A 6,966-nucleotide genomic window follows, 5' to 3' on the forward strand; every position below is an offset into this window, starting at 1 on the left:
AGCGCACCCCCGTCGTGCCCGACGAGGTCGATCGGCTCGGCGCTCTTCGCCTGCTTATCGGCCAACCGCGCGGCGCACGCGTCCTTCGTCGGCGTGAATCACGACCACGCTAGCCCGGCGCCCACGGCAACACGGCTCCGTAGCGGATCAACTGGCCGTAGTGATCGGAGTCCGTGGGGGAAAGGGCGAGGTCGAGGAGCGGCACCGCCGCCGCGGCCGGAGTGGCGGCCGTGCTGACGTCCCACCAGAGCGCCGACGTCGGCGTGTTCATCATCCCCGGGCACACCGACGCGAGCAGGATCCCGCGCTCCGCGTCGCTCGCGCGGCGCACCGCGGCGAGCGCACGTACAGCCGCGACCTGCCCGATCTTCGACGGGATGTTCACGAACCCGGGCCACGCACCGGCGCGGGCGCTGCCGTCCGCGACCGCGTCCCGCCAGTTCGCGACGGCCTTGTCGGCGTCGTCCAGCGAGGCCAGGCCGTCGAAGCGATCGTGCAGGACCGGCGCCAGGTAGTGCAGCGTGCCGAGCGAGCTGGCGACGACGAGCAGTTTGCCGCCGTCCCGCAGCAGTGGGGCGAACGCCCGCAACAATCTCGTCGTACCGAAGTTGTTGACTTCCGTGTAGGGGCCCACGATCGCCCGCGGGTCGTCGTCGGGACCGACGCGCATCACTGCGTTGCCGAACACGACGTCGACCCCGCCGTGGCGATCGCTCAGCACCTTGGCGAGCCGGGTGACGGACGCTGGATCGGCTACGTCGAGCAGTTCGCCTCGGACCGTCGCCCCGCCCGCGGGCAGCGACTCCACGGCCTCACCGACCCGGCCGAGATCCCGTCCCGTGAGGTAGACGGTGTCCTGGGTGGACAGACGCTGCGCGAGGCCCTCGACGAGCGCCAGGCCCAGCCCTTGGGTGGCTCCGGTGACCAGTGCGACGGTCATGCTCGCACCAGACCTTCCGTGAGCTCCCACAGCCGCGCGGCGCCATCGGGGTCGAGGGCGTAGCGTGCGACACCGTGCAACTGCGGTGCTTCTCCGCGCCGGTCGATGGTCGGCGTCTCCGCGCAGTCCACAAAGTACCGGCCGCTGATGCCCTCCACTAGCGGTGACGTGGCGACCAGGACCGACGTCGCCGCACCCTGTTCGAGGGTCTTCATCAGTTCGGGCGGGACGGTCCCGCTGCCGCGGCCGTTCGTGTGGCGCTGCAGGTTGGTGAAGATCCCGCCCGGCATGACGGCGTTCGCCGTGATGCCGTCCCGAGCCCAGCGACGCGTGGCCTCGACGGCGAACAGCACGTTGGCCGTTTTGGACTGTCCATAAGCGAGCCACGGATCGTAGCGGCGGAAGGCGAAGTTCACGTCGTCGAACACCACCGGCGAGAGCTGGTGCCCGCTCGAGCTCACCACGACGACGCGCGCCGAGCCGTCTGCGGCCAGCGTGGGGTGCAGTCCGGTGGCGAGCAGGAAGTGTCCGATGTGGTTGGTGGCGAACTGCCACTCCCACCCCTGTTCGGTGTACTGCTCGGGGCTCGCCATCACGCCGGCGTTGGCGACGAGGACGTGCAGCGGACCGTCCCAAGTGGACGTGAAAGCGGCGATCGAGGCCGGGTCGGTGAGGTCCAGCTCCGCGACGCGCACCGCGGTGCTGCCGGTGCTCGCGGCGATGTCCTTCGCCGTGCGTTCGCCGGCGGCGACGTCGCGGACGGCCAGGGTCACCTCGGCGCCGGTCGAGGCCAGGGCGCGGGCGGTCTCCACGCCGATCCCGGACGACGCCCCGGTCACCACCGCGCGTCGCCCGCTGAGGTCGATGCCTTCGGCCACCTCCGCCGCTGTGCTGGCGAAGCCGAAGGGAGTCTGGATCAAGGTCATACTTTCACGCTAAGCAGTCACAGGGCATGCTGCCAGCGAAAGTTCGTCAAGTCTGGTATGCGTAATCGTCATGGCCTTCACCGACGCGTCGCTCACCGCGCTGCGGGTGTTCCGCGAGGTGGCCGAGCGGGGCTCGTTCACCGCCGCGGCCGCCGCCCTCGGCTACACGCAGTCCGCCGTGTCCCGCCAGATCGCGTCACTGGAGCGCGCCGCGGGCACCCCGCTCGTCGAACGCCGCCACGACGGTGTGCGCCTCACACCCGCCGGTCGGCTGGTCGTGCGCCGCGCCGCCACCGTCGTCGACGAGGTGGACGCCGCGGCGCGCGACCTCGACGGCCTGCCCGACGGTCACGGCAGCGTCCGGCTCGGCTGGTTCGCCAGCGCCGGCGCCGCCTTGGTGCCCCGCGCGCTGGCGGAACTGCGCCGCACGCACCCCGGCATCACCGTGACCACGCGCGAAGGCAGCACCCCCGCGCTGGTCCGCGCACTGCGCGCGGGCACGCTGGACCTGGCGCTGATCGCGTCGACGCCGCCCTTCCGCCCGCCGGACAGCGAAACCCCGGCGCTGCAGGTGCAGACCCTTGCCGAGCGCAGCCTGTGCGTCGCCGTGCCCACCAGCCATCCCCTCGCGCGCGGCCAGTTCATCGACGTCGCCGACCTGTCCGGCCAGCGCTGGATCGCCGGCTCGCGCAACGAGCACGTCATGGGCGTCTGGCCCGGCCTCGACGAGCGCCCCGACATCGCCCACACCGCGCGCGACTGGCTCGCCAAGCTCCACCTCGTCGCCGCCGGCTGCGGCATCACGACCGTGCCCACCGCCCTCACTCCGGTGCTCCCGCCCGGCGTCCGCGTCCTTCCCGTCCGGGGAGGGCCTTCCGAACGGCGGCGCATCTTGCTTGCCCGCCTACCGGGCCGCCTTTCGGACGCCGCGGCGCGTCTCGCGGAGGCTTTTCGCACGGCGGCGTTGAAGGGGGAGGTTGAAGGGTTCTGATGGAGACGGCCGTTTGCCGCTACCTTGAGCAGGCTCGACCGTTGTACGCGGCGCGAGCGGTTCGGAAACGCACATGTGGGCGGATCGAGCGGAGAAGGAGCAGGGCGTCACCGCTGGTGGAGGGTGCGGCCGTCCGACTGGCGCACACACCGTCAGCACGACAATCACTTTATGTACTCATGCGCGAGAACGAACACTCGAGTCTCGGCGGTGATCAACTCCTGTGACTACCATCTCAGCGGATGTGCGAATCCGACCACGGCTCTGTCGCCAAAACACCAACCCTTGATCACTGGCGCACAGTCCTCCCTGTTCAGGGCGTTGCTGAAGTCACACGCCTTGCTCGGATGAGCGCTTCGATTCACTTGAACGTGTCCAATCTCTAGTCTGGACTTGTTCCAGAAAACATGGTCTGATGCCCTCATGCCGGCCACTGATCATGCGGAACGTCTGCGGGGTGTCTCACTAAGAGTCACCAAACAGCGGACCGCTGTGCTGCACGCGGTGGCGCAGCGGCCGCACGCGGACGTCGAGGCGGTGGTCCGGGCGGTGCGCTCCGAGCTCGGTGCGGTGTCGACGCAGGCGGTGTACGACATCCTCGCGGCGCTGGGAGAGGTGGGGCTGGTGCGGCGCATCGAGCCGGCCGGGTCGCCGGCGCGATTCGAAATGCGCACGGGCGACAACCACCACCACGTGGTCTGCCGCCGCTGCGGTGCGGTCGCCGACGTCGACTGCGCGGTGGGGGAGCGGCCTTGCCTCGCACCCGCGAGCACCAACGGGTTCGTCATCGACGAGGCCGAAGTGACCTACTGGGGCCTTTGCCCTTCCTGCAACGAAAACTGATTGTCCACCACCTGAAGGAGATGAAGTGGCTTTCGAGGAAAACACCAAACCGCTGACGACGGCGGCGGGTGCGCCGGTCGTGGACAACCAGAACAGCGTCACCGCCGGCCCGCGCGGCCCGGTGCTGTTGCAGGACCTGTGGCTCATCGAGAAGCTGGCGCACTTCGACCGCGAGGTCATCCCGGAGCGCCGCATGCACGCCAAGGGCTCCGGCGCGTGGGGCACTTTCCGCGTCACGCACGACATTTCGCAGTACACGAAGGCCGCGATCTTCGCCAAGGTCGGCAACGAGTGCGAGATGTTCGCGCGGTTCTCGAGCGTCGCGGGTGAGCGCGGCGCGGCCGACGCCGAGCGTGACATTCGCGGTTTCGCGCTTCGTTTCTACACCGAAGAGGGCAACTGGGACGTCGTCGGCAACAACACGCCGGTGTTCTTCCACCGCGACCCGCTGAAGTTCCCTGATCTCAACCGCGCGGTGAAGCGTGACCCGCGCACCAACTTGCGTGACCCCGAGAACAACTGGGGTTACTGGACGAACCTGCCCGAGGCGCTGCACCAGGTCACGATCATCATGACCGACCGCGGCATCCCCAAGTCGTACCGGCACATGCACGGCTTCGGCTCGCACACCTACAGCTTGATCAACGCGGCGGGCGAGCGGAACTGGGTCAAGTTCCACTTCCGTACCCAGCAGGGCATCGAGAACCTGACCGACGAGGAATCCGGCGCCGTCATCGCCGCCGACCGAGAGTCGAACCAGCGCGACCTCTTCGACGCCATCGAGCGTGGCGACTTCCCGAAGTGGAAGCTGCTCGTGCAGGTCATGCCCGAGGCCGACGCGGCGACCTACCGCTTCCACCCCTTCGACCTGACGAAGGTGTGGAGCAAGAAGGACTACCCGCTGATCGAGGTCGGCGAGTTCGAGCTCAACCGCAACCCGGACAACTACTTCCAGGACGTCGAGCAGGCCGCCTTCACCCCGGCCAACCTGATCCCCGGCATCTCGTTCAGCCCGGACAAGATGCTGCAGGGCCGCCTGTTCTCCTACGGTGACGCCGCCCGCTACCGCGTCGGCGTGAACCACCACCAGATCCCGGTCAACTACCCGCGCGGCGCCAAGGTGGTCAACACCTACCACCGCGACGGCGCCATGCGCGTCGACGGCAACCAGGGTGGCGTCCCGGGCGTCGAGCCGAACAACTTCGGCCGCTGGCAGGAGCAGCCCTCGTACGCCGACCCGGCGCAGGCCGTCGGCTCGACTGCGGACCACTTCAACTTCCGCGAAGACGACGACGACTACTTCACGCAGCCGGGCAACCTGTTCCGCCTGTTGTCCGCGGACGAACAACAGCGTCTGTTCGAGAACACGGCGCGCGCGATCAAGGGTGCGCGCAAGGAAACCGTCCAGCGGCACATCGACAACTGCGCCAAGGCCGACCCGGCCTACGGTGAGGGTGTGCAGAAGGCCTGCGAGGTCCTGGGCGCTCTGTAAGTCCTTTGTGGCCGTTGCCCCCGTCGCCGTTTTCGCGACGGGGGCAACGGCTTTTCTACAGGCTCTGCCCGAACATTTTCGCGGCTTCCCGCGCGCTCGGCGTCCCGGCGTCCAGATCGGCCCCCGCCTTCTTCAGGGCCGCGACGATTTCCGTCTCGCCCTTGAACAACGCGCCCGCGATCGGCGACTGGTTGCGGGCGTTGCAGATGTCGGGATCGGCGCCGTGCTGCAGCAAGTACTCCACGGTCTCGCCCCGCCCGTGGTACGCGGCGAGCATGAGGAGTGAATTGCCGGCCTCGTCGAGCGCGTTGACGTCCAGGCCGTGCGCGATGAACTCCGCGAGCTCTTTCGTGTTGCCGTCCCGCGCGAGGTCCGCCATGACGGTGCGGGCTCGTTTCCGGAGGTCTTCGTTTTCGTCAGCGGGCATGGTGGAATTTTAGCATCGCGTGATGCGTATTCCGGAATCTGAAGTGCGGCGCTCATCCGTCCTGAATGGATCGAGCGAGTGAGTGCTTTCGGGATGTGTTCGAAGCACTGCGGAAAGATCTTCTGTGGACAGTCAAGGAACGAGTGGTGCCGGCCCGGTATTCCGAAGCCTCGACCTCCCTCTACGGGGCCGCGCACAAGTGAATGCGCGGCCCCGGTGAAAGATCAACGCAGCGGTTCGAGCGCCTTCGCCAGCGGCTCCAGCACCGCGGGAGTGTGGGGCGGCGGCAGGTAGACGATGGCCAGGTCGAGGCCGGCCTCGCCGAGGCCCTCGGCCTGCTTGGCGACCGCGGCGTAATCCAGGTCAGGTTCGAGGCGCACGTGGGAGGACAGCGTGATCTCGCTGGGGTCGCGGCCGATGTCGGCGCAGTGGCGGTGCAGGACGTCGCGCTTGTGGGCGAACTGCTCGGGCGTGCCGCCGGTGAAGTTCCAGTGGTCGGCGTACTTCGCGGCCGTGCGCAGGGTGCGCTTTTCGCCGCTGCCGCCGATGCAGATGGGCGGGTGGGGCTTCTGGACGCCCTTGGGTTCGTTGCGGGCGTCGGTGAGCTGGTAGTGCGTGCCCTTGAAGGTGGTGGTTTCCTGAGTCAGCAGGCTGATCAGGACCTCGCAGCCTTCCTCGAAACGGTCGCTGCGTTCCTTGATGGTGCCCAGCTCCATGCCGTACCCGCCGGACTCCTCCTCGTTCCACCCGGCGCCGATGCCGATCTCCAGGCGCCCGCCGGACACGATGTCGAGCGTCGCGGCCATGTTCGCGAGCAGCGCGGGGTGCCGGTAGTGCATGCCGCTGACGAGCGTGCCCAGGCGCAGCCGCTTGGTGGCCTGCGCGAGCGCGGTCAGCGTGACCCAGCCCTCCAAGCAGGGGCCGGTCGAATCGGAGAAAATGGGATAGAAGTGGTCGAACGTCCAGCCGGATTCGAACAGCTCGATCTCGTCGGCCGTCTGCCAGACCGAGAGCATGTCCTCCCAGACGGTGTTCTGGGGCGAAGTCTTGATGGCGAATCGCATGGTCGTCAGCGTAAACCTGGAGTAACCCCAGCTGCCAACACCGTCGCCGTGGGCGGCGGCGGACAGGCGCTCGTCCGAATCGTGTCCCTTTGCGTGTACCAGGTGCTTGGCAGGTGCACCTGGAAGAAGAGCTGACCGTCAGTGTCTTGTGGACAGTGGGCGGCCCCGCCGCGGGACAACGGGGGCGCGCCCCCGTAAAAAAAATTTCGTACCCGAGCGCCCTGTTGTGGCCCCCCCCCCTATACCCCAGGGGTTACAAACGGGTGGGCCCGGCGGGGTGGGG

7 protein-coding genes are annotated in these 6,966 nt (G+C 68.3%); 3 read left to right on the forward strand and 4 right to left on the reverse strand.

The features are described 5' to 3' along the window. Positions 1-109: 109 nt before the first annotated feature. Positions 110-940, reverse strand: coding sequence for an SDR family NAD(P)-dependent oxidoreductase (locus ABZU76_RS21420; RefSeq protein WP_354872148.1), 831 nt, complete (start codon positions 938-940; stop codon positions 110-112). Then, on the reverse strand, positions 937-1,866 hold the full coding sequence (locus tag ABZU76_RS21425; RefSeq protein ID WP_354872150.1) for an SDR family NAD(P)-dependent oxidoreductase: 930 nt from the start codon (positions 1,864-1,866) through the stop codon (positions 937-939). Before ABZU76_RS21425 ends, ABZU76_RS21420 begins: the two co-directional genes overlap by 4 nt. A gap of 70 nt (positions 1,867-1,936) precedes the next feature. On the opposite strand from ABZU76_RS21425, the gene ABZU76_RS21430 reads away from it, so the two are divergent. The 3 genes from ABZU76_RS21430 to ABZU76_RS21440 all read left to right on the forward strand — a co-directional run bounded on the left by ABZU76_RS21430 (position 1,937) and on the right by ABZU76_RS21440 (position 5,192). Continuing rightward, positions 1,937-2,857, forward strand: coding sequence for a LysR family transcriptional regulator (locus tag ABZU76_RS21430; RefSeq protein ID WP_354872151.1), 921 nt, complete (start codon positions 1,937-1,939; stop codon positions 2,855-2,857). A gap of 423 nt (positions 2,858-3,280) precedes the next feature. After that, positions 3,281-3,700, forward strand: a complete 420-nt coding sequence (locus ABZU76_RS21435) for a Fur family transcriptional regulator (protein WP_354872153.1) — start codon at positions 3,281-3,283, stop codon at positions 3,698-3,700. A gap of 25 nt (positions 3,701-3,725) precedes the next feature. Then, the gene (locus ABZU76_RS21440; protein ID WP_354872156.1) at positions 3,726-5,192 is read left to right on the forward strand and encodes a catalase; all 1,467 of its coding nucleotides are present in this window, start codon (positions 3,726-3,728) and stop codon (positions 5,190-5,192) included. 55 nt (positions 5,193-5,247) lie between these two features. On the opposite strand, the gene ABZU76_RS21445 is transcribed toward ABZU76_RS21440, so the two are convergent. Next, a complete protein-coding gene (locus ABZU76_RS21445) occupies positions 5,248-5,619 on the reverse strand; it encodes an ankyrin repeat domain-containing protein (RefSeq protein ID WP_354872158.1) in 372 nt (123 codons plus the stop codon). 224 nt (positions 5,620-5,843) lie between these two features. After that, positions 5,844-6,683 carry an LLM class F420-dependent oxidoreductase gene (locus tag ABZU76_RS21450; RefSeq protein WP_354872161.1) on the reverse strand — a complete coding sequence of 280 codons (840 nt, stop codon included), beginning with the start codon at positions 6,681-6,683 and terminating at the stop codon, positions 5,844-5,846. Between the last annotated feature and the right edge of the window lie 283 nt (positions 6,684-6,966).

The organism is Amycolatopsis sp. NPDC005232 (assembly GCF_040607795.1).
Lineage (GTDB): Bacteria > Actinomycetota > Actinomycetes > Mycobacteriales > Pseudonocardiaceae > Amycolatopsis.